Annotated in this window: 17 protein-coding genes and 1 pseudogene; 10 read left to right on the top strand and 8 right to left on the bottom strand. The window is 65.2% G+C overall.

The features are described 5' to 3' along the window. Positions 1 to 102 precede the first annotated feature (102 nt). Entirely contained in the window at positions 103 to 2,055 is a 1,953-nt protein-coding gene (locus tag HCO70_RS07975) for a 4Fe-4S binding protein (protein ID WP_172294733.1), read from the top strand. On the opposite strand, the gene HCO70_RS07970 is transcribed toward HCO70_RS07975, so the two are convergent. Then, positions 2,049 to 2,798 carry a cytochrome c gene (locus tag HCO70_RS07970; RefSeq protein ID WP_216665298.1) on the bottom strand — a complete coding sequence of 250 codons (750 nt, stop codon included), beginning with the start codon at positions 2,796 to 2,798 and terminating at the stop codon, positions 2,049 to 2,051. The two genes, HCO70_RS07975 and HCO70_RS07970, sit on opposite strands and share 7 nt — an antisense overlap. Before the next feature lie 66 nt (positions 2,799 to 2,864). Between HCO70_RS07970 and HCO70_RS07965 the strand changes: the two genes are divergently transcribed. From HCO70_RS07965 to HCO70_RS24805, 7 genes and pseudogenes are all read left to right on the top strand, one after another. Continuing rightward, positions 2,865 to 3,056 (top strand): DUF6494 family protein, encoded by a 192-nt coding sequence (locus HCO70_RS07965; protein WP_172294731.1) that lies wholly within the window; start codon positions 2,865 to 2,867, stop codon positions 3,054 to 3,056. Positions 3,057 to 3,058: 2 nt separating this feature from the next. Next, the gene (locus HCO70_RS07960) at positions 3,059 to 4,111 is read left to right on the top strand and encodes an Mrp/NBP35 family ATP-binding protein (RefSeq protein ID WP_172294729.1); all 1,053 of its coding nucleotides are present in this window, start codon (positions 3,059 to 3,061) and stop codon (positions 4,109 to 4,111) included. Then, positions 4,108 to 4,809: a DUF4444 domain-containing protein gene (locus tag HCO70_RS07955; protein WP_172294727.1), complete on the top strand. Its 702-nt coding sequence runs from the start codon at positions 4,108 to 4,110 to the stop codon at positions 4,807 to 4,809. Before HCO70_RS07960 ends, HCO70_RS07955 begins: the two co-directional genes overlap by 4 nt. Beyond that, on the top strand, positions 4,806 to 5,291 hold the full coding sequence (locus HCO70_RS07950; RefSeq protein ID WP_172294725.1) for a DUF6505 family protein: 486 nt from the start codon (positions 4,806 to 4,808) through the stop codon (positions 5,289 to 5,291). The genes HCO70_RS07955 and HCO70_RS07950 overlap by 4 nt, the downstream gene beginning before the upstream one ends. A gap of 246 nt (positions 5,292 to 5,537) precedes the next feature. Beyond that, a complete protein-coding gene (locus tag HCO70_RS07945; RefSeq protein WP_172294723.1) occupies positions 5,538 to 5,744 on the top strand; it encodes a DUF1127 domain-containing protein in 207 nt (68 codons plus the stop codon). Between the two features lie 65 nt (positions 5,745 to 5,809). Then, positions 5,810 to 6,835 (top strand): annotated as a pseudogene (gene cysK, locus HCO70_RS07940) (cysteine synthase A); the annotation flags it as partial. Between the two features lie 135 nt (positions 6,836 to 6,970). Then, positions 6,971 to 7,315: a glutaredoxin domain-containing protein gene (locus HCO70_RS24805; protein WP_256372984.1), complete on the top strand. Its 345-nt coding sequence runs from the start codon at positions 6,971 to 6,973 to the stop codon at positions 7,313 to 7,315. A gap of 6 nt (positions 7,316 to 7,321) precedes the next feature. Here HCO70_RS24805 and HCO70_RS07935 read toward each other — a convergent pair whose 3' ends face one another. Beyond that, the gene (locus HCO70_RS07935) at positions 7,322 to 11,887 is read right to left on the bottom strand and encodes an alpha/beta fold hydrolase (protein WP_216665297.1); all 4,566 of its coding nucleotides are present in this window, start codon (positions 11,885 to 11,887) and stop codon (positions 7,322 to 7,324) included. Positions 11,888 to 12,059: 172 nt separating this feature from the next. Here HCO70_RS07935 and HCO70_RS07930 point away from each other — a divergent pair, with 172 nt between their 5' ends. Then, entirely contained in the window at positions 12,060 to 12,440 is a 381-nt protein-coding gene (locus HCO70_RS07930) for a group 1 truncated hemoglobin (protein ID WP_172294717.1), read from the top strand. Between the two features lie 2 nt (positions 12,441 to 12,442). Here the strand turns inward: HCO70_RS07930 and HCO70_RS07925 are convergent, their stop codons facing one another. The 3 genes from HCO70_RS07925 to HCO70_RS07915 form a co-directional block, all read right to left on the bottom strand. Next, complete coding sequence (locus tag HCO70_RS07925; RefSeq protein WP_172294715.1) at positions 12,443 to 13,609, bottom strand: NAD(P)/FAD-dependent oxidoreductase; 1,167 nt, start codon at positions 13,607 to 13,609, stop codon at positions 12,443 to 12,445. An 18-nt stretch (positions 13,610 to 13,627) separates the two neighbouring features. Continuing rightward, positions 13,628 to 14,857 carry an NAD(P)-binding domain-containing protein gene (locus tag HCO70_RS07920; protein ID WP_172294713.1) on the bottom strand — a complete coding sequence of 410 codons (1,230 nt, stop codon included), beginning with the start codon at positions 14,855 to 14,857 and terminating at the stop codon, positions 13,628 to 13,630. Positions 14,858 to 15,072: 215 nt separating this feature from the next. After that, the gene (locus HCO70_RS07915) at positions 15,073 to 15,645 is read right to left on the bottom strand and encodes an OsmC family protein (protein ID WP_172294711.1); all 573 of its coding nucleotides are present in this window, start codon (positions 15,643 to 15,645) and stop codon (positions 15,073 to 15,075) included. A gap of 261 nt (positions 15,646 to 15,906) precedes the next feature. On the opposite strand from HCO70_RS07915, the gene HCO70_RS07910 reads away from it, so the two are divergent. Beyond that, the gene (locus HCO70_RS07910) at positions 15,907 to 16,788 is read left to right on the top strand and encodes a helix-turn-helix transcriptional regulator (protein WP_172294709.1); all 882 of its coding nucleotides are present in this window, start codon (positions 15,907 to 15,909) and stop codon (positions 16,786 to 16,788) included. Between the two features lie 40 nt (positions 16,789 to 16,828). On the opposite strand, the gene HCO70_RS07905 is transcribed toward HCO70_RS07910, so the two are convergent. The 3 genes from HCO70_RS07905 to HCO70_RS07895 are packed head-to-tail and all read right to left on the bottom strand — an operon-like array spanning position 16,829 to position 19,156. After that, positions 16,829 to 17,653 (bottom strand): extracellular solute-binding protein, encoded by an 825-nt coding sequence (locus HCO70_RS07905; RefSeq protein ID WP_172294707.1) that lies wholly within the window; start codon positions 17,651 to 17,653, stop codon positions 16,829 to 16,831. A 17-nt stretch (positions 17,654 to 17,670) separates the two neighbouring features. Next, positions 17,671 to 18,456, bottom strand: a complete 786-nt coding sequence (locus HCO70_RS07900; RefSeq protein ID WP_172294705.1) for an ATP-binding cassette domain-containing protein — start codon at positions 18,454 to 18,456, stop codon at positions 17,671 to 17,673. After that, positions 18,449 to 19,156: an ABC transporter permease gene (locus HCO70_RS07895; protein ID WP_172294703.1), complete on the bottom strand. Its 708-nt coding sequence runs from the start codon at positions 19,154 to 19,156 to the stop codon at positions 18,449 to 18,451. Before HCO70_RS07895 ends, HCO70_RS07900 begins: the two co-directional genes overlap by 8 nt. Between the last annotated feature and the right edge of the window lie 169 nt (positions 19,157 to 19,325).

Here is a 19,325-nt window from a genome sequence, read left to right as displayed (position 1 = left end):
CATTCGCAACCTGCCCTTTACGGCGAACGGCTTTCGCGCCTACGGTACGCGGCAACCCAGCCGATCCGCCCTTTATTCGAAGGGGCGAGCCAGGGAGGTAGAATGGTTAAGCGATTGATTCTTTGCGACTGTGAAGGATTGCAGCAGATCGACTCGGCCGGTCTGGCAGAGGCGACGGGGCTGGACGTTTCACCGGTCTGCACGGCGCTTTGCACGAAAGAGATCGGACGCGCGGCGGAGGCGATTTCCGCTGGAAATGCCGTGGTTTGCTGCGGTCAGGAGCAGCGGATTTTCGAGGCTTTGAGCGAGGAAATCGGCGCAGAGGTGCCGAGGTTCCTGGATCTGCGCGACCGCGCGGGGTGGACGGAGGATACGCGGCCCACGCTGCCGAAGATGGCGGCGCTGGCGGCGGAGGCGATGCTGCCTGCGCCTGCGGCCAAGTCTGTGGACGTGGTGTCGGAGGGGCTGTGCCTTGTGCTGGGCGCGGAGGACGTGGCGTTGGCCGCGGCGGAGAAGCTGAAGGGCTATCTGGGCGTGACGGTGCTACTAGACGAGGTGTCCGAAGTGCCGGACACGCGGGAGTTTGACGTGATCGCGGGACGGCTGCGGTCAGCGACGGGGGCGCTGGGCGGATTTCGGGTCGTGATCGACGGGCTGCGGCAGGTGGAGCCGGGCGGGCGCGGCGGCTTTTCGTTCGGCCCGGCGAGGGATGGCGGCGTGTCGGAGTGCGACATCATCCTGGACCTGCGCGGTGGTGCGCCGCTGTTCCCGGCGCCGGAGAAGCGTGAGGGGTATCTGAAGGCCGATCCGGGGCGGCCGGAGGCGGTGGCGGATGCGGTGCTGGAGGCGTCGCATCTGGTGGGGACGTTCGAGAAACCGCTTTACGTGAAGACCGAGCCGCTGCTCTGCGCGCATTCGCGGGCGGGGCAGACGGGGTGCACGCGCTGCCTCGATCTGTGTCCGACCGGGGCGATTTCGCCGGATGGCGATCACGTCAGCGTCGATCCGATGATCTGCGCGGGTTGCGGGGCGTGTTCGGCGGTCTGTCCGTCGGGGGCGATCAGTTATGACGCGCCACCTGTGGACCTGGTGATGCGGCGGGTACAAACGCTCGCGAAGGGGTATCTGGATGCGGGCGGAGAGGCGCCGCGGTTGCTGGTCGTCGGCGACTGGGGCGCGGAGATGATCCGGCTGACGGCGCGGTATGGACGTGGGCTGCCGGCGGATGTGGTGCCGCTTGAAGTTGACGCGGTAAACGCCTTTGGGCATGCAGAAATTCTGGCCGGGCTTGCGGCGGGGTTTGCTGAGGTTACGGTGGTGCCGTCTCCGGGGACGGATCGCGATGCATTGGCGCTTGAGGTTGGGCTGGCGGTCGCCATTGGCGGCGAGGCTGCGGTGCGGGTGATCGACACAAACGATCCGGATGCGATGTCGGATGCGTTGTATGGTGTCGAAGTCCCCGCCCCGATTGCCGCGCCGGTGCGGCCGATGGGTAGCCGCCGGCAGATTGCGCGTTCCGCCGCCAGGGCCCTGCAGCCGGAGGCGGAGGTGTTTGCCCTGCCGGAAGGTGCGCCATACGGGGCGGTTCTGGTGAATACGGATGCCTGCACGCTGTGCCTGTCCTGCGTGTCGCTGTGCCCGTCCGGCGCGCTGGGCGACAACCCGGATCTGCCGCAGCTGCGGTTCCAGGAAGATGCCTGCCTGCAATGCGGGATCTGCGAGACGATTTGTCCCGAAAATGCAATAGGCTACGAGCCGAGGCTCAACCTGACCGACAGTGCCCTTGAGCAGGTCGTTCTGCACGAGGAAGAGCCGTTCTGCTGCATCGAGTGCGGCAAGCCGTTCGGGGTGACTTCTACCGTGGAGCGCATCCTTGAAAAGCTCGCCGGCAAGCATGGCATGTTCCGGAACGAACAGGCGGCGCGGATGATCCAGATGTGTGATGATTGCCGGGTAAACGCCCAGTACCACATGGAAAACTCACCATTCCGCATGGGCGACCGGCCCCGCGTCCGGACCACGGACGATTACCTCAGCAAGCGCCGCGATCACTGATGCTGCAGGGGAGCGCCCAGATCGGCGGGTTTCAGGCCGGCGACATAGGCCGCGACGGCCTCCACCTCTTCCAGCGTCATCTCGACGGGGACCATGTTGGGCGGCCGATCCTCGGGGAACGGTTCGGTCAGGTCGTCGATCTGGGTGAACGCGGGATGCGGGTTCAGCACATAAAAGATGAGGAACCGCTGCTCCCAGTCGGGGAAAGTCCGCAGCAGGAAGAAGGACGGCGTGGAGCCGGTGGAAGTAAACCGCGTATCCTCGGACACGACGTGGCAGCGGCGGCAATGCTCCTTGGAGATTTCAAGGCCGAGACGCTGTTCATCACTGTCGAGTTCGACGATTTCGGGTTCCTCGGCGACCGTTGGCGGCGCATGGAAGATCGCCTTTCCGTCCGGCGCGAAACTGGTGACCGTGTTGAGACCGATTTCGGACGTGATCCAGTCGGAGAACCTGCGCGCCCCGTCGTTGTCGGGTGCGCGAAGGTCGAACTTCCACGTCTGCGTGGGGCCAGCGAATACGGTCTTTCCGGTGTCGCCGAACGCGGCCTCGGCCTCCTCGCCAGGCGGCACGACCTCGACCTTCACCTGGGTCTTGAGGGAAAAGCGCGGCAGGATGTAGTTCAGAAGGCCGGTTTCAGACAGACTGGCAGGCGCCGCGAGACGGATGTTCCGCTCGTCGGCGGCGGCCCCGGCTGCAAGGCTGGCCGCCAGCAGGATAATCGCAACCCGGACACCTCCCATACGGAATGTTAGGAACGGGTCCGGCAAAGCGTCAAGCTTTGGATCATCTCGGGAAAGGATCAGCGGATGAGTGACGATTTCAACATGTCGATGCGGAAATTCCTGAAGCAGGTCGGCGTGACCTCGCAGCAGGCCATCGAGGAAGCGATGCGCGAGGCGGGAACCTCGGGCAAGGAATTCCAGGCGAAGGCGGTGATCACCATCGAGGAACTGGGACTGGAACACGTGGTGACCGGCACGATCAAGGGGCAGAGCTGACCTTGACCCTGACGCGAGACACGGTGCTGGAGGTCCTGAAGGGGATCGAGGCGCCGGACGGAAGTGATATCGTTTCGGCCGGCGTGGTGCGCGCGCTGGACGTGACGGATGGTGCGGTGCGTTTCGTGCTGGAGATCGCGGCGACGCAGGCAAAGGCCTATGAGGCAGTGCAGGCGGAAGCAGAAACGCGGTTAGCCGACGCAGGGGCATCGAAGGTCTCTGTCGTGATGACGAGCCCGACCCCTGCCCCGCCGGATCTGAAACCGCGCCGGTCGGAACCGTCCGGGCCGCAGAAGATCCCCGGTGTGGCGCATATCCTGGCGATTGCTTCGGGCAAGGGTGGCGTGGGTAAATCCACCGTCGCCGCGAACCTAGCCTGTGCGCTGGCGGCGCAGGGCCGGCGCGTGGGGCTACTGGACGCGGATGTCTACGGGCCGAGCCAGCCGCGCATGCTGGGCGTTTCCGGGCGTCCGGCGAGCCCGGACGGCAAAACGATCCTGCCCCTGCGCAATCACGGCGTGACGCTGATGTCGATCGGGCTTCTGACCAATGACGATCAGGCGGTGGTCTGGCGCGGGCCGATGCTGATGGGGGCGCTGCAGCAGATGATGATGCAGGTCCAGTGGGGCGCGCTGGATGTGCTGATCGTCGACCTGCCGCCCGGGACCGGCGACGTGCAGATGACCCTGAGCCAGAAGGCGCAGGTGGACGGGGCGGTCATCGTCTCGACCCCGCAGGATGTGGCGCTGCTGGACGCGCGCAAGGGGATCGACATGTTCAAGCAGCTGAACGTGCCGATCACCGGGATGATCGAGAACATGTCGACGCATATCTGTTCGCAGTGCGGGCACGAGGAGCATGTGTTCGGGCATGGCGGCGTGGCGGCGGAGGCCGAGAAGCTAGGCGTGCCGCTGCTGGCGGAGGTGCCGCTGCATCTGGATATCCGGCTTGCTTCCGATGGGGGCGCACCGATTGTCGTGTCGAAACCGGACAGCCCGCAGGCGAAGGCGTTTCACGAGGTGGCGTCACGGCTGGTGGCGGAGGGGGTTGCGTGAGCGACCTGAGCTTTCCGCCGCTGATGCAGGGGGAAGCGGTGAGTTCCGATCCTTTCGCGGCCGCCTGCGCGCGGGCCGCGGAGGGATGCGACGCGGGGCTGGTGCTGTACCGGATCGGGGCGGACGCGCTGGCGGCCGCTTTGGTGTTCGCGCCGGAGGTGCCGCTGGCCGACGCGGTGGCGATGCTGCCGGTCTGCGGGATCGGATTTCAGAATGCGTTAGGCGCCCTCGCCCCGCCGGAGGTGGCGGTGCATCTGGACTGGGACGGCGGGATACGTGTGAATGGCGGGCTGTGCGGACGGCTACGGATGGTGGCGTCTTCGGATGAGCCGGAGGCGGTGCCGGACTGGCTGATCGTCGGGCTGGAGGTGACGCTGATCGATCCGTCGGAGCGGCCCGGAGATGCGCGCGACCGGACGGCCCTTTATGCGGAGGGTTGCGGGGAGGTGTCGCCGGAGCTTCTGGTAGAGGCGTGGGCGCGTCACACGCTAGTCTGGATCGGACGCTGGGAAGACGACGGCATGAAGCCCGTGCATGACGAATGGAGCGGGCTGGCGTATCGGATGGGAGAGCCGGTGCAGGTTTGCGGGCGGGACGGTACATTCGTCGGGGTCGACGAACGGCTGGGGATGCTGATGCGCGAGAATGACGAGACCATTCTGCTGCCGTTGACGGACTTGCTGGAGGAACGGGGATGAAGCTGGCGCGCGCGATCCATTTCGACGAGAGCGACAGCCGCGTGTTTCATTCGCCGGCACGGACCGGGGAATGGTGCATTTCCGGCGGGTTCGAATTCTCTAACTGGACGGAAGGCGATCTTACCGGCAAGGCACGGCAGGCCTTCGCGAATGGCTGGATGGGGCTGGAGACGTTCGGGCGGGTGACCTTCGTGGCGGTCACGCAGATCGAGCCGGACGAGTATGCGGCTCTGGAAAGCATGCTGGCCGGGCATTTCGTGACCTTTTACGGCGCGCCGGACGAGGCGGCCGCGTTGCCGGTCGCGCGGGAGGAACTGGCACAGATGGCCGGGCTTTGCACGGATCACCATGCGAATACGGTGCTGACGGTCTCGCGTGAGCTTACTGAGGCAGGGGTCAGGGAAGCCTACCGGGTGATCGAGGCGCGCGCGGCGGGGCTGGATCAGTTCGCGATCCACGGAAGCCTGGACGAGGACGGGTGAAAGCAGACTCTCGCGCGGTGCGGTCTCTTTTGTAGCGTCGACGCAATTCCTCAATAAAACAAGGGCTCCGCTGTACAAGAGCTGCAGCGCGATGCCCGATCCAATGCCAAAAATTCCACGAATTGACCCGGCGGCAGTGAAAATACCACGGTCGCTACCCCGCTCGCATCCACCGGCACCCTGCAAAACACAGTCATTCCGCAGGGAAGCGGAGCAAATCAATTTGGTTAAGCAAAGGATAGAACCATGACGATGTTTGAAAGCAAGACCGCCGGCTTTTCGATGGCGAACCCGATGATGTCTCTGGCGGAACGTTTCCGTCAGCGCCGGATGGAGCGGCAGACGCGTGCTGCTCTGAACAAACTGCCGGACGATATCCTGAAGGATATCGGGCTGAGTCGGTCGGATATTTCGCGGGTCGCGCGCCAGACCTCGCATACACCTTACTTTTGACCAGACGGGCGGCCATCGAGCCGCCCGTTCATTTTCCAAAACGAGTTCACGCAAGGGGCAAACACATGACACGCTACAATTCCATTCTTGAAACCGTCGGCCGGACTCCCGTGGTACGGCTGAACCGCCTTGCGCCCGAGGGCGTGGAGATCTTTGCCAAGGTTGAATCCTTCAATCCGCTGGGATCGGTGAAAGACCGCCTGGCGCTTGCCGCTATCGAGGCCGCCGAGGCCGATGGCAGCCTGAAGCCCGGACAGACCGTGGTCGAGGCGACCAGCGGCAATACCGGGATCGGGCTGGCGATGGTCTGCGCCGCGAAAGGCTATCCGCTGGTGATCGTGATGGCCGAAAGCTTTTCGGTCGAGCGCCGCAAGCTGATGCGGTTCCTGGGCGCACGCGTGGTGCTGACGCCCGCCTCTGAAAAGGGGACGGGCATGGTGGAAAAGGTGCGCGAGCTTGCCGAGACGCACGGCTGGTACTGGACGCGGCAGTTCGAGAACGAGGCGAACGCGGATATGCATTCGCGGACCACGGCGCAGGAGATACTTGAGGATTTCGGCGCGGACGGGCTGGACTATTTCGTCACCGGAGCCGGGACCGGCGGGACGCTGAAGGGCGTGGCGCGGGTGCTGCGCGCCGAAAGCCCGAAGACGAAGATCATCGTCGCCGAACCGGACAACTCGCCGATGCTGTCGAGCGGTATCCCGCAAGGCTACAACGCCGACCGGTCCGCCAAGGAAAGCCATCCGAAATTCCGCCCGCACCCGGTGCAGGGCTGGGCGCCGGACTTTATCCCGGCCCTGACCTGTGATGCGGTGGCATCCGGATACACCGACGCGATCCAGCCGGTGGACGGCGGCGAGGCAATGCGGCTTTCGCAGGAACTGGCGCGGCAGGAAGGTATCTTTTGCGGCATATCCTCTGGCGCGACCCTTGCGGCCGCTTTAGAGGCCGCCAAAACGGCCCCGAAGGGCAGCCGGATCCTGTGCATGCTGCCGGACACCGGAGAACGGTACCTGTCGACACCGCTGTTCGATGGCATCGAACAGGAAATGAATGCCGAGGAGCGCGAGATTTCCAATTCCACGCCGATATGCCGCTTTGGTGTTCCGGCGCCGCAGGCAGCCCCTGCCTCTGCGCAGGTCGAGACGGAAGTCGAAGAGGTCCCTGCCCGCGCGACCGAATATGTCGAAGAAGCGCTGGGCGACAAGGATCAGCCGCTGGTCATGTTCGCGCTGGAATGGTGCGAGTTCTGCTGGGCGGTTCGTAACTGCATGGGCGCGATGGGTGTCCCGCTGCGCGTCGTGGCGCTGGATACACCCTGGATGCATGAAACCGGTATGGGTGGCGATATCCGCAAGGACCTGAATGCCCGCACCGGCGGGCCGACGATCCCTCAGGTCTTCATCGGCGGCGAGAACATCGGCGGCGCAATGGACATCCTTGCGATGCAGGATCGCGGCGAACTCGTGGACCGGCTTGCTGCCGTGGGCCTGGCGGTCGAGGGCGACGCAACCGTTTCCGGTACCGGGTTCCTGCCGAAATGGGTGGCGCGCCGCTCTGCCGCCTGACCCTAACTACGCATGGGCGGCCAGCCGGGCGCCCATGTCCTTGCGAAGCCGTTCGGCTTCTCCACTTAACTGCGACGCCTTTTCGGCGTCGCTTTTTTTCAGGCGCAGTGCCTGTGCGTCGAGACAACGGGCAAGGTCCGGGCGGTATCCGGCATCGCGGGATATGTCGGCGGCTGTCGCAAGAAACCCGACGGCCGTCACGTCGTCGTCTTCGGTCGCGGCCAGTGCCGAGAGGATGCGGACCTTGAGCCAGATGGGCATTTCCTTGTCCGCCAGTTCCATCAGTTCGTCGCGCGCTTCGACATTTCCACCGCGCGCCTGCGCGCAGGCCAGCAGCCGGCCCGCCAGCAGGGCGATGCCCCTCATGTTACCGACATGCGCCGCTTCGTAGGCGCGTTCGAGGACGCTTTCCGCGGCTTCCCGGCGGCCCATCTGCAAGAGCGCGTCGCCGAGCGAGGTCAAAAGCCACGGACCGGCGGGGAAAAGGTACTCGTCGAGCGACTCGGCGAGGACCAATTGCACTTCGGCCAGAGCATGGTCGGTGACGCCTTCGGCGATTGCCACCTGCAGTGCGAATTGCAGCGAGCAGTGATTGTCCTGCGGCCTGCCCGTCTCGCGCGCCACGGCACGGGAGATGGCGATACATTCGCGGGCCAGATCGAGCTCGCCGAGCAAGGCGGCGACATGGGCAAGGTTGCCGTTCAGCCAGACCGAGCGCGTGTTGACCATCTTGAAGCGTTCATGCCGCAGATCGCCGGTAAAGCGCGACCTGTGTCTGGCGAGATGGCGCATCGCCGCGCGCGCATCGCCCTTCATCGTTAGAGCGAACGCGGCGGCCAGGTCCGCCTCGCAGGCATAGAAGTCGAGATCCTGCTTGCTGGCATGCTCGGCCAAGCGGGCGGCGGCGGCGATGCCGTCCTCCAGCTGGCCGCAGGTGCCGGCGGTATAGGCCATTTTCAGCAGCGCCTGCGCGAGCCGGTCGGATTCGCCGGCTTCTTCCGCCAGATCGCAGGCTTCCGCGATACGCATCGTCGCAGAATCGAAATTGCCAAGCGAGGCGTAGGCAGGCTGCATCGCCAGGCGGATGTCGATCGCCTTGAGGGTGTTCTCGGGATCGGGCGGCAACGCGGCAAGGGCGCTGTCGGCGCGTTCGAGGCAAGCGACGGCGCGGTCATAGGCGCTGCGTTCCACCGCACGGGCGGCGGCCGCGATGAGCCAGTCGACGGCCTCGGCCCACAGACCGCCCTGATAGGCATGGTGCGCCAGCGGCTCCGTATTGCCGGGGCCACCCGCATCGCGGAACGCGGCGAACAGGTCGCGGTGAAGCGCCTTGCGATCCTCGTCGGTGAGCGAGCCGTAGGCCACCTCGGAGATCAGGGCGTGCTTGAACACATAAGCGCCGCTGCCGCCGATAAGTTCGAACAGGAATTCGCTCCTTTCGAGTTCCTGCAAGGTCTGCGAAAACACTTCCGGAGCCAGACCGGCGACGCGGCGCAGGATCGCAAGCGGACCTTCGCGGCCGATGGCCGCGGCGATCTGCAGAACCCGGCGCGGGGTTTCGTCAAGCTGTGCGATCCTGGCGGCGATCACCGGCATGACCGATGCTTTCGGCTCGATCTCGATGATCGGAGCGCGCGCGACATAGGCACCGGGCGCCCCCGCGATGCGGCCGTCCTGGACAAGCGCGCTGACCGTTTCCTCTATCATCAGCGGCATGCCATCGGTGCGCGTACGCAGCAGGCGGCGCAGGACACCGAGGCTGGAATGCGGACCGACGAGATTGCGGACGAATTCCGCCGTGGCGTTTTCGGTCAGCGGGTCGAGCGGCAGCGGAAGCACGCCACCGCGGATCAGCCAGGGCGGCCGGAAACTGGGACGGGCGGTCATGATCAGCAGGAGCAGCAGGCGTGCAACGCCCTGGATCAGCCCCTCGAGCGCGGCAAGCGAGACGTCGTCTGCCCAGTGAAGATCCTCGATCAGGATTACCAGCGGAGTGCGGGCCGTCTTGATTGCGATCAGGCGTCGAAGCGCGTCACGGACACGGTGCTGCCGCTGGATCGTCGACAGGGATTCGAAGATGAGGTCTTCGCAGGGCAAGTCCATCGCGAACAGAACCGGCGCCAGAAGATCGTCCAGCCCGTAGGCCGCCAGAGCGGTTCGTACGGCGTAACCAACCTCTTCGCTGTCCGCTGCGATGTCGACCTGCAGCAGAACCTCGAAGACCCGAGCCAGCAGGCTCATCGGCGTGTTGTCGTCGAGTTCCAGCGCGCCGGCTTCGACGGTCGAGAGGCCGGCATGACGGCACTTGGCAAGGTATTCCTGCGTCAGGCGGGATTTACCTACCCCGGGTTCGCCGGAGATGAAGACGGCCTTGCCGCGGCCCGCGCGCGCGTCTGCCTGTGCCCGGTCGAGAGCCGCGGTTTCCAGTTCGCGTCCGACAAAGGCCGAGAGCCGCCGTTCCAGCCGCAGATGCCACCGCGATGGCGCAGAGCGTATCTCCTTCAGTTCGAAAATCCGCCTGCCACGGGACCCGGCAAGATCGACGGAACGGATCGCGGAAAAGCTGCAATAGGCGCCGGCCTCGTATGTGGCCTCGTCGGACAGCGCGACACGGGAACTGCGCAGCGCCTCGGTAATCTGGCGTGCTCGGCGAATGACGACGCCGGTGGCGTCGAGCCCGGCAGCAGACTCCCGCACGACCAAAGGTCCGGCATCTATTCCCTGGCGAACACGCACGGCCCCGTCTGAGCGTTCCTCGACCATCTCCCGAATTTCCAACGCGGCACGGCAGGCCTGGACCGCATGCACCTCGGACGGTGAGGCAATTCCGAAAGCGACAACGGCACGCCCTTGCCCGGACGACAAAAGCGTGCCGCCGTTCCGGTCCGCGATCTCGGCTATGCCTTCTGCGAGGAGGGTCTGTTCTTCGGCTGCGGCCTCGGACCCGGGGCCATCCAGCATCAGCAGCGGTGACAGCATTTCCACGTCGAGGATCGTACACTGCACCCGGTTCGAACCGGTTCCGCGCCAGGCGCTGGCTTCGGGTTCCGGGGACTGCGGAGCTTTTCGCAAAAAGCCGCGTATCTCATCGTTGCAAATGTGGAATGCCGGCTCATGCTCCAGCAGCAGGTGGTTGTTGCTCTGCAGTTCGACGAAACGGGCGCCGGGGATGCCGCGCGCCAGTGCGCGGCCGACATCGATGGATGCCAGCTGATCGCCGGTGCTGTGCATGACGAGGGTCGGCACACGGATGTCGGCAAGGCGGTCGCTGAGATCGACCTCGGCAAAGACGCGCTGGGTGCGGACGGCATTGCGTGGCGACAGGGTGCTGCGCTGCATCTCGCCGAATTCCTCGACGATCTCGCGCGGGGCGTCCGGCATGAACAGGGCCGAGAAAAGATCCCGGAACATGCTGTTTTTCGAGCCCCAGCCCTGATCCATGAGGACCAGAAGCGCCTCTCTCCTCGCGATTTCCTCGGCGTCGCCGCGTGCGCGCCAGCCTTTCGCATAGCCGCCATAGAGGATCAGCCCGTTGAGCCGGTCGGGATGACGCAGAGCGTATTCGATCGCGACCGTGCTGCCCTGGGAGGGCCCGAACAGGGTGAACCTGTCGATGCCGGCAGCGTCCACGACCGCTTCGAGGTCGCCGACGACAGTGTCGAGCGACAAGTCCTCGGGATCCCGGTCGGACATGCCGTTGCACCTTGCGTCGTACCGGACATAACGCGCATCCCGCGACAGCTCCCGTACCCACGGTCCCCAGACGCTGCTGCTGAAGTCCCGGCCGAGATGCGTCATCCAGTGACCGGCGCGGACAAGCACCGGCCCCTCGCCGATCTCCGTCCAGGCGATCCGGGTCCCGTCGCGGGCGGTGACAAAGCGGATGTCCGTGCTTTCATGCTCGAGTGTCTCAACGGACGGCGGCTCGGCCACCTGCGCCGCCGGCTCGACCGGTCGTGCGGTTCTGGCGGTCATCGCGTTCCGCACAGCGTCGCGCAGACTGCCGACGAGTTCGGTCGCCGCACCGTCGTCGGGGGTCAACGCGGCCAGCGCCTCGGCATGCGGCAGCGCGCGTGCCGGGTCGCCTGCCAGACGATCTATCAGGTGCTTCAGAACCCGGACGCGGGTGGTTTCCGCCTCGAACGACATGGCAGTGCGCCACGCCTCGAATTCGGGGCAGCGGTCAAGCTGCAGGTCTTCCAGAAACGCGCCGCGATAGGACAGCGCGATTTCTTCCAGAACCTCTGTCGCAAGGTCTGCAAGATCGGAGTCGCGCAGTCCGAAGACATTCGCGGCGTCGACGTCCAGCCCTTCGGCATCGAAGTCGACAGCTGCGCGGTCGGATTTCAGCCGCGGCGCTTCGGCGTCGCCGACGATACGGCGGATTTTCGACAGGCTCCAGCGCAGCGCGCCCTTGGGGTCGTCCGGGATGTCCCAGAACATCTCGCACAATCTTTCGCGCCGTTGCGCGCGCGGCGACAGAACGAGATAGGCCAGCAGCGCCCTCGTTTTTCGCGACGGCGGCATCGCCACCGGCACGCCGCCAGCGACGACTTCGAATGGCCCAAGCATCCGAAGTTGCAGATTATTGTCGGTTTCCCTCGTCATTTGCGGTCTTGGCGCCGAAATATTCCGCGCATTGTTGCAGCATTCGGCATTATTGCCTCTGGCTCTGTAGCGTCAAAGAGAATTCGTTGACCAAGCGGAAAGCGCATGGCCAAATTGCTGAAAGGGGGTGCGAGTTGTGCAGGAACCCAATCTAGAACGGCTCGGCGGCCCGCGAGGACTGTCGCGGATTGTCTTCCGTTTCTATGATCTTATTCTCGAATCGCCTCGGCTGGGTCGGTTCTTTGACGGGGTCGATATGGCGCGGCTGATCGAGCACCAGACGAATGTGGTGGTCGGGGTGGTTCGCGGAGCACCGGCCTATTCCCGGGGGGAACTGGTGGCGGTGCATGCCGAGATGGACATCCAGCCCGATGACTTCGACGAGCTTGTCGCGCTATTGCGCCAGGCGCTGGCCGAGCACGGGGTGCCCGACGACAGCGCGGCGCCGATCCTGCAGTATTTCGACTCCTTCCGTGCCGATATGGTCCATCCGCGCGGGGAACCCGCGCCCGCCTGACCTCAGGCGGCGACGCGCGGCGCGGCCGCGGCGGGCATCATTTCGGCCATCTCTGTGACTTCGTGATTCATTATGCGGTTCAGTTCCTTATGCAGGCTTTGCAGCTCCGGCATGGTCCAATCGCAGGCGGCGATCCGGTCCGTTATCCGCAGGAGCGGCAGCGAGAGCTCGTCGCGCACGACCTCGTAGACCTGCATCGCGCCCTCTGTGCCATGCGCCACGGCGCGGGCCAGAAGTTCGGCGTCACGGAAGGCATCGGTGATGCCGTGGGCCGTCAGCGGGTCCTTGAAATAGCCCGCATCGCCGACCAGTGCCCAGCCGGGCCCGTGGGCCTTGCGGAGATAGCCGCGAATTCCGCCGAAGCGCACGATCTTGTCCGCGGTCGCGGAGGCCGCATCGGCGATTTCGGGCATCATCATGCGGAGCATGACCCGGTAGACGGACTGCACACCCCCCGTCATCACACGCTTGCGCATGTCGGTCGGGATCGAGGTGAAGACGCAGTGCATTCCGTCATTCGTCGGAATCGCCCCTGCCCCCGCGCCCAGGGTGTAGGCCCAGCGGTAGCCTTCGTTGTCGAGACCGGGGACATAGCCGTAGAGCGACGCGGTCGCATGCTTCATGCTGTGCGTGGTTTCGGCCCCGACCATCCGGGCAACGCTGGAACCGGTGCCGTCGGCACCGATGACCAGATCGGCCGTGATCTCCATCGTGTCGCTGCCGTGGACCAGGACGGCCCCCGTCACGCGGTCGCCGGTGAATTTCAGCTCTGTCAGCGAGGTGAAGTGCATCACCTCCGCCCCGGCGTCGCGGGCAGCCTCGACAAGAATGCTGTCGAGCACGTAGCGGCGCGGCGCATAGAGCGCGTCGACTCCGTCGCGCGATTTCAGCGCAAGCGTGATGTCCTCGTTGCCATAGCGGAAGCTGGTCTGGCGAATGGCCGGCGTGCCGCAGTTCGCGACCGTGTCGAGCAGGCCCCAGCGATGCAGCGACATGACAGCGCCGCGCATCAGGGCATGGGTCGACATGGTGTCGGTTCCCGCCATCGCCCGGTCGATCAGAAGCACGCGCGCACCTTGCCGGGCGAGCAGCATTGCGGTCGCAGCGCCGGCGCAGCGCGCGCCGACGATCAGGGCGTCGTAATGAGACGTTTCAATGTACTTGTTCATGGTAACTTCCTTTTTTTGTTATGCGGCCATGCGGCCGGAGCCCAGGTGTTCAAGAATTCGGGGCAGCAAGGCGTGTGCGTCGCCACCCACCCCGTCGATGAAGGTCGATTTGCGGCAGCGCTGGAACGGCATGCCGAGCGTGTAAAAGCCGCGGACGGCGGTGTTACCGCCGAGGGTGACGATGTCTCCGTCCGGGGAGAGGACCGGCAGGTGCAGCCACGGATAGGAGCGTCGGAAACCGGTGGCCCAGATGACTGTGCCGATGCGTTCCGCGTGAAGGTCGAGCGCAGTGTCGTGCGCGGACAGCACCGAAGACAGCCGTGCCGCGGGATCGGCGGCCAGGCCGAGCGCGTCGGCGACGGGATCGAGCCGGTCGAGCAGCCGGGCGCGCTTGACCTGCGCAAGGCGGGTCCGCTCGGCCAGGTCGTCGGCGAAGCGGAGCTTTGCGCCGTCGGCATCCGCCAGGCGGCCCAGGACCCGGACGCCGAGGCCGCGCAGGCTGGCGAGGTCGAGCGGTTCGGTGTCGCCGACCAGTTGCAGCGACGGCTGGTGACGGGACCGTTCCGGATCGTGCGCGTCGCGGATCTTGTCGTCGAATACGCCGGCGCGATCCATCAGGTCGATGATGTCGAGCCCGCGATAGCGGCGCGGCACGCTGTTGTGACGGCCGACGGCCACGGTCACCCGGCGGCCGGCCCGGGCCAGTTCGCGGGCGATTTGCAGGCCGGACGCGGAGGCGCCTACGACCAGAACACCGCCCGGAGCAAGAGCGTTCGGGCTGCGGTAGTCGCGGCTGTGGATCTGCGCCACAGACGGCGTGATGCGTTTGCCGCAATCCGGGATCACGGGCTGGTCGCAGGCGCCGGTGGCAAGGATGACCGTGCGGGACTCGATCCTGCCGGCATGGGTTTCGGATTCGAAGCCACCATCGATCTGGCGCAAGGACGTGACCGGCGCGAATTCGATGACAGGCGCGGACGAGACCCGCGCATAGCCGGTGAGGTAGTCCGTCATCTCGGCCATGCTCATGTAGCCGTGCGGCATGTCGCCGGCATAGCGGTAGCCCGGCAGGCGCGCGAACCAGTTGGGTGTCAGAAGTTTCAGCGAGTCCCAGCGTTCGCTGCGCCAGCGCTCGGCGATGCGGAAACGCTCGAGCACGACGTGGTCCAGGCCGGCACTGCTAAGTAAATGACTCATGGCAAGGCCGGCCTGGCCCGCACCGATAATGATCGCATCAAGGCGTTTCATACTGAAATCTCCGAGTAAAATGGCGCGCGGCCCGAAGGCCGCGCACTGTCCTGCCGTCCCCCGAAATGCGGGGGGCGGAAGCTACTTCAGTCGCGCCGCTGGCCGGTAAACCAGTTCAGAAAGCGCGAGTGGGTGGACCGGGCGTCCTGCGGCGTAACGCCGAAACGGGCCGGATCCAGGCGTTTGGGCTGTTGCGACATCATTCTCTGACGCTTTCATGCCGCCACGCTGACGTTCACGGGCACGCCGTTTGTCAGCACGTCGAAGACTGCCGAGCGCGCACGCGACTGTTCCACGATCGCTTCGAGTTTCTCGCGCGGGGCGTCGCCCTCGATCGAGATCTTCACGTCGATCGACTGGTAGCCGTTGCGAACCTCGTCGCTGATGCCTAGAAGGCCCTGCAGGTCGAGGTCGCCCTCGATCTTCGCGATGACCTTGCTCAGCTTCACGCCACGAGCGGCGGAGATGTTGCCGATACCGGCCAGCAGGCAGCCGCCGAGGGCGTGCAGCAGGTGTTCGACCGGGGTCACACCGTTATCTTCGCCGCAGAGAACGGCCGGGTGGTCGCTGTCGAAGGTGTAGGCCTTCTTGTGCTCGTGATCGCCGCCGGCACCGTAGAAGCTGGAAATGGTGCTCTTGGCGTAGGTGCCGGTCTGCCACTCGGTCACCGAGCGGAACTTGAACTTGGCGAGATCGGGTGCGCCTGCGACCACGTTGATGGTGCCGAGGAGCGAGGGCGTGTCCACACCGTTAAGCGGCGGACGCGGGGGTTTGGCTTGGGTGTTCATCGAAATGTTTCCTTTCAATCCATGAAACCGGCTGGACTGCCCGGCCGGTGATGAAAGGTTTGAGCGCAAAACGTGGAAGCGAGGGTGGACGCTTGCGTGGAATTTTCGATGTCAGAGCGTGGAAGACGGGATTTATTGTACCGATACAGACAGGATTCCCTGCCCCTACGACAGGTCGGGAATCGCCGCATGGCCTATTAGAAGCATTGATAATATGTGTTTAAGGGTGGAAGTTGAGACGTAAAGGGTGCGACTGGGGACATGGTGCAACAAGGCGGCGGCGGACAGCCGGTATATCTGACGACCAAGGAGGTCGCGGAGCTTTTGCGGGTGAAGGAGCGGAAGGTTTATGATCTGGCCGCGGCCGACGAGATTCCGCATCGGCGGATCACCGGGAAGCTATTGTTCCCGACGGCGGAGATCGTGGCCTGGATCGAGGGACGGCCCCTGAACGCGTCGGAGGAGCGGCCGGCAGTCCTGACCGGGTCGCACGATCCGTTGCTGGACTGGGCAGTACGCGAGCTTGGGTCGGACCTGGCGATCATGCTGAACGGAAGCCTCGCGGGACTAGATACCTTCGCCGATGGCAAGGCGGCACTGGCGGGGATGCATGTCCCCGGGCCTGAAGGCTGGAACATCAGCGCGGTGGAAGCGCGGAACCTGCAAGGCTGCGTTCTGATCGGCTGGGCGAAGCGGGCGCGCGGCGTGCTGCTGTCGCCCGAACTGGCGGGCAAGGTTTCACGGCTGGAGGATCTGAAAGGCAAGCGGATCGCCCTGCGGCAGCCGGGTGCGGGCGCGGCGGTGCTGTTCGAGAAACTGCTGGCGGAAACCGGGCTGGCACCCGGCGATTTCGAGCTGTCGGAAGGCTTTGCGCGGACCGAGAGCGAGGCGGCCACGGCGGTTGCCGGGGGCGAAGCCGACGCCGCGCTGGGCATCGAGGCGATGGCGGCGCCATATCATCTGTCGTTCCTGCCGCTGATCGAAGAGCGGTTCGATCTGCTGATAGACCGGCGCAGCTATTTCACCACGCCGGTACAGAAGCTGCTGGCCTTCGCGCATTCGCCTGCCTTCCGGAAGAAGGCGGAGACGATGGGCGGCTACGATGTAACGGAGTTGGGCGGCGTGCGCTGGCTATCGCCGTAGGGCGAAGGCGGCGCGCCCTGCTGGGCGCACCGCAGTTCATTCATTCGGCGTTCGGGAAGAAGAGCTGCTGGCCGTCGACCTTGTAGCCGGCAATGGCTTCCTGCCCTTCCTCGGACAGCACCCAGTTGACGAATTTCTCGCCGAGGTCCGCCTTCACGTTGGGGTGCTTTTCCGGGTTCACGAGGATGATGCCGTACTGGTTGAACATCTTCGGGTCGCCCTCGACCGCGATTCCGTAGTCGCCCTTGTTGCCGAAGGAGATCCAGGTGGCGCGGTCGGTCATGATGTAGGCGCCCATGCCGGTGCCGGTGTTCAGCGTCGCGCCCATGCCGGAGCCGGTTTCACGGTACCAGTCGCCGGAGGCTGACGACACGTCTATGCCGGCCTCTCTCCAGAGGTTCAGTTCAGCCTTGTGGGTACCGCTGTCGTCGCCGCGAGATGCGAAGGGCGCTGCGGCTTCAGCGATCTTTGTCAGGGCGGCGGTGACATCGGACATGCCGTTCACGCCAGCCGGATCGTCGGGAGGACCGACGATGACAAAGTCGTTGTACATCACGTCGTAGCGCGCCACGCCGTCGCCATCGGCGACGAATTTTTCCTCGGCCGGCTTCGCGTGAACGAAGAGTACGTCACCGTCGCCGTTCGCCGCGTTCTTGATCGCCTGCCCTGTGCCAACGGCGACCACGCGGACCTCTATCCCGGTCTTGTCCTGGAACATCGGCAGCAGGTAGTCGAAGAGACCCGAGTTTTGCGTGGAAGTAGTCGACTGGACGACGATGAACTTGTCCTGTGCCTGGCCCTGTCCTGCCAGGCCGAGGGCCAGCAAAGAGGCAGCGGCGAGACCGAAGAGTCTGCGTGTGAACATGGGTCTTCTCCCTTGGTTTAGCGAATTTTCCTGAGCGGGTCCGGCGCGATGTAGAGCCGGCCCTCGAGCCACGCCTGCGCGGCGCTGGACTGCGGGGTGTCTAGGACCCGGGCGACCGGGCCGGTTTCGGTGACGCTGCCGCGATCCATGAAGATCACATCGTCGCCCATGCGGCGCGCCTGGCCGACATCGTGGGTGATCAGGACGATTGTGACGCCTGACGCGTGCGCGTCGGCCACCATTTCCTCGATGGCGTGGGTCGAGGCCGGGTCGAGGCTGGCCGTGGGTTCGTCGAGAAGCAGGAGGTCCGGCTTGCAGGCGAGAGCGCGGGCGACGGCGAGGCGCTGCTGTTCGCCGCCGGAAAGCACGCGTGCCGGGCGGCTGGCGAGTTCGGTGAGGCGGGCGCGTTCCATCGCCTCCTGCTCGCGGGCAGCGCGGTCGGCGCCACGCAGGCCTTTTACGGTGAGGGCGAAGCGGAGGTTTGCGAGCACCGAGCGGCGCAGCATGACCGGGCGCTGGAAGACCATGGCCTGCGCGTCGAAGGCAGCGCGGGTGGCGGAGTGGCCCTGCCACAGGATGTCGCCGGATGACGGGCGGATCAGGCCGTGCAGCAGGCGCAGGAGCAGGCTTTTGCCCGCACCGTTCGCGCCCATTACGACGGTGCGGCGGCCGGGCAGGATGGTGGCATCGACGTTGTCGATCAGGCGCTTGCCGCCGGCATCGAAGCAGAGGCTCTTCGACTGCAGGAGCGGCATCACCTCTTGCGCCGGACGTGCGGGGAACGGAATGGGGCCGTCATGCATAGGCGGACCTCACGGCGGAGGCACGGACGCCCATGACGGCGGCGTTCACCGCGACCGCAATGGTCAGCAGGACGACTCCGAGGGCGAGTGCGAGCTGCAGATTGCCCTTGGAGGTCTCCAGCGCGATGGTCGTGGTCATGACGCGGGTGACATGGTTGATGTTGCCGCCGACGATGATGACCGCTCCGACCTCGGCCACGGCGCGGCCGAAGCCCGCAAGTGCCACTGTCAGCAGACTGTAGCGCGCATCCCACAGCAGGGCAGTAATCCGGTCGACGGGACGAACGCCGAAGGAACGGAATTGTTCGGCATACTCGGCGTGCAAATCCTCGACCACCTGCTTGGTCAGTGCGGCGACGATGGGAGTCACGAGAATCGTCTGGGCGATGATCATCGCGGTGGGCGTGTAGAGCAGGCCCAGCACGCCCAATGGGCCGGAAGCGGAGAGGAGCAGGTAGACGACGAGGCCGACGACGACCGGCGGCAGGCCCATCAGGGCGTTCAGGATGACGGTCACGACCGCACGCCCCGGAAACCGGAACGCACCGACGATGGCACCAAGCGGCAGGCCGATCAGGCAGGCGAAGCCTACGGCGGTGAGCGTCACGCGCAGCGACAGGCCGATGATTTCGATAAGATCGGGATCCCAGGACAGGATAAGGCCGAAAGCCTCTGCCAGGATGCTCCCGAAACTGTCCATTAATGCGTTTCCTCCCACTTGAGGGAGAAAATACATCAAAACGCAAAACAATCCAGCCCCTGATCTGCGTGCGCTGGACAAGAATTTTGTTTGGCGCAAAAGGGTTTGCGGGGGATCATTGCGCGGTTCTTGCTTTGCCGGCCGCCGGACTCGCCGTATCATGACGGGA

The organism is Pseudoruegeria sp. HB172150 (assembly GCF_013184805.1).
Lineage (GTDB): Bacteria > Pseudomonadota > Alphaproteobacteria > Rhodobacterales > Rhodobacteraceae > Psychromarinibacter.
The sequence above is the reverse complement of the archived record's forward strand: the minus strand, read 5'-3'. Positions and strand labels throughout refer to the sequence as shown.

Coding starts and splice junctions, on each gene's coding strand:
- HCO70_RS07975 (WP_172294733.1), top strand. CDS start 103: ATGGTTAAGCGATTGATTCTTTGCGACTGTGAAGGATTGCAGCAGATC.
- HCO70_RS07970 (WP_216665298.1), bottom strand. CDS start 2,798: ATGGGAGGTGTCCGGGTTGCGATTATCCTGCTGGCGGCCAGCCTTGCA.
- HCO70_RS07965 (WP_172294731.1), top strand. CDS start 2,865: ATGAGTGACGATTTCAACATGTCGATGCGGAAATTCCTGAAGCAGGTC.
- HCO70_RS07950 (WP_172294725.1), top strand. CDS start 4,806: ATGAAGCTGGCGCGCGCGATCCATTTCGACGAGAGCGACAGCCGCGTG.
- HCO70_RS07945 (WP_172294723.1), top strand. CDS start 5,538: ATGACGATGTTTGAAAGCAAGACCGCCGGCTTTTCGATGGCGAACCCG.
- HCO70_RS24805 (WP_256372984.1), top strand. CDS start 6,971: ATGTTCGCGCTGGAATGGTGCGAGTTCTGCTGGGCGGTTCGTAACTGC.
- HCO70_RS07935 (WP_216665297.1), bottom strand. CDS start 11,887: ATGCTTGGGCCATTCGAAGTCGTCGCTGGCGGCGTGCCGGTGGCGATG.
- HCO70_RS07925 (WP_172294715.1), bottom strand. CDS start 13,609: ATGAACAAGTACATTGAAACGTCTCATTACGACGCCCTGATCGTCGGC.
- HCO70_RS07920 (WP_172294713.1), bottom strand. CDS start 14,857: ATGAAACGCCTTGATGCGATCATTATCGGTGCGGGCCAGGCCGGCCTT.
- HCO70_RS07915 (WP_172294711.1), bottom strand. CDS start 15,645: ATGAACACCCAAGCCAAACCCCCGCGTCCGCCGCTTAACGGTGTGGAC.
- HCO70_RS07910 (WP_172294709.1), top strand. CDS start 15,907: ATGGTGCAACAAGGCGGCGGCGGACAGCCGGTATATCTGACGACCAAG.
- HCO70_RS07905 (WP_172294707.1), bottom strand. CDS start 17,653: ATGTTCACACGCAGACTCTTCGGTCTCGCCGCTGCCTCTTTGCTGGCC.
- HCO70_RS07900 (WP_172294705.1), bottom strand. CDS start 18,456: ATGCATGACGGCCCCATTCCGTTCCCCGCACGTCCGGCGCAAGAGGTG.
- HCO70_RS07895 (WP_172294703.1), bottom strand. CDS start 19,156: ATGGACAGTTTCGGGAGCATCCTGGCAGAGGCTTTCGGCCTTATCCTG.